The 1,805-nt window shown below is 66.1% G+C and carries 1 protein-coding gene; it reads left to right on the top strand.

Annotated elements, in window-relative coordinates:
• The coding region (gene acs, locus MUB52_RS23835) for an acetate--CoA ligase (RefSeq protein ID WP_263846653.1) at positions 1-1,805 on the top strand (1,805 nt) is incomplete at both ends.

Genomic DNA, 1,805 nt, shown 5'->3' with positions numbered 1-1,805 from the left:
GTGGATGAAGCCGTTCAGCCGGGTGCGGGACGTGGATTTCAGCCTGGGCGGCGTGTCGATCAACTGGTTTGCCGATGGCACGCTGAATGTCTCGGCCAATTGCATCGACCGGCATCTGGAGACGCGCGGCGATCAGACCGCGATCATCTGGGAGCCGGACGATCCGGCCGATGAGGCGCTGCACATCAGTTACGCCGAGTTGCACCGCCAGGTCTGCACCATGGCCAATGTGCTCAAGGGCCTCGGCGTGGGGCGCGGCGACCGGGTCGTGCTCTATCTGCCGATGATCCCCGAGGCGGCCTATGCGATGCTCGCCTGCGCGCGGATCGGGGCGATTCATTCCATCGTCTTTGCCGGCTTCTCCCCGGATGCCCTGGGCGCGCGGGTGAACGGCTGCGACGCCAAGCTCGTGATCACCGCCGATGGCGCCCCGCGCGGCGGCCGCGTCACCAACCTCAAGGACAACGTCAACCAGGCGCTCCTGCATGACACCGATGACGTCAAATGCCTGATCGTGCGCCGCACCGGCCAGCAGGTCGCCTTTCGCGAGGGGCTGGATCACTGGCTGCACGAGGAGGCCGAAAAAGTCTCCGCCGACTGCCCGCCCGAGGAGATGGGCGCCGAGGATCCGCTCTTCATCCTCTACACCTCCGGCTCCACCGGCCAGCCCAAGGGCGTCGTGCACACCACCGGTGGCTATCTCGTCTATGCGGCGATGACCCATGAGATCACCTTCGACTATCACGACGGCGACATCTTCTGGTGCACGGCGGACGTGGGCTGGGTCACCGGCCACAGCTACATCGTCTACGGGCCGCTGGCCAATGGCGCGACCACGGTGATGTTCGAGGGCGTGCCCACCTACCCCGACGCCAGCCGCTTCTGGCAGGTCTGCGAGAAGCACAAGGTGAACCAGTTCTACACCGCCCCCACCGCCATCCGCGCGCTGATGGGCCAGGGCAACAGCTTTGTTGAGGGGTGCGATCTGTCCAGCCTCAAGGTGCTCGGCACCGTGGGCGAGCCGATCAACCCCGAGGCCTGGACCTGGTACAACGAGGTCGTGGGCAAGGGGACCTGCCCGATCGTCGACACCTGGTGGCAGACCGAGACCGGCGGGCATCTGATGACACCGCTGCCCGGCGCCCATGCGATGAAGCCGGGGGCGGCGATGAAGCCCTTCTTCGGCATCGAGCCGGTGGTGCTCGAGCCCGCGAGCGGCGCGGTGATCGAGGGCAACGACGTCGAAGGCGTGCTCTGCATCGCCTCGAGCTGGCCGGGGCAGATGCGCACGGTCTGGGGCGATCACGCGCGCTTCGAGAAGACCTACTTCAGCGACTACGCGGGCTACTACTTCACCGGCGACGGCTGCCGGCGGGATGCCGATGGCGACTACTGGATCACCGGCCGCGTCGACGATGTGATCAACGTCTCGGGCCACCGCATGGGCACGGCCGAGGTCGAAAGCGCGCTGGTGGCCCATGCCGCCGTCGCCGAGGCCGCGGTGGTGGGCTATCCGCATGCGATCAAGGGCCAGGGCATCTACTGCTACGTGACGCTGATGAACGGGCAGGAGCCCTCGGACGCGCTGCGCAAGGAGTTGGAGACCTGGGTCCGCACCGAGATCGGCCCGATCGCCAAGCCGGACCTGATCCAATGGGCCCCGGGCCTGCCGAAAACCCGCTCCGGCAAGATCATGCGCCGCATCTTACGCAAAATCGCCGAAGACGACTTCGCAACCCTCGGCGACACCTCAACACTCGCTGACCCAACCGTCGTCGACGACCTCATCAAAAACAGAATGAATA

Source organism: Roseobacter sinensis (assembly GCF_025755255.1).
Taxonomy (GTDB): Bacteria; Pseudomonadota; Alphaproteobacteria; order Rhodobacterales; family Rhodobacteraceae; genus Roseobacter; species Roseobacter sinensis.
This window is presented reverse-complemented; position numbering and strand designations above follow the sequence as displayed.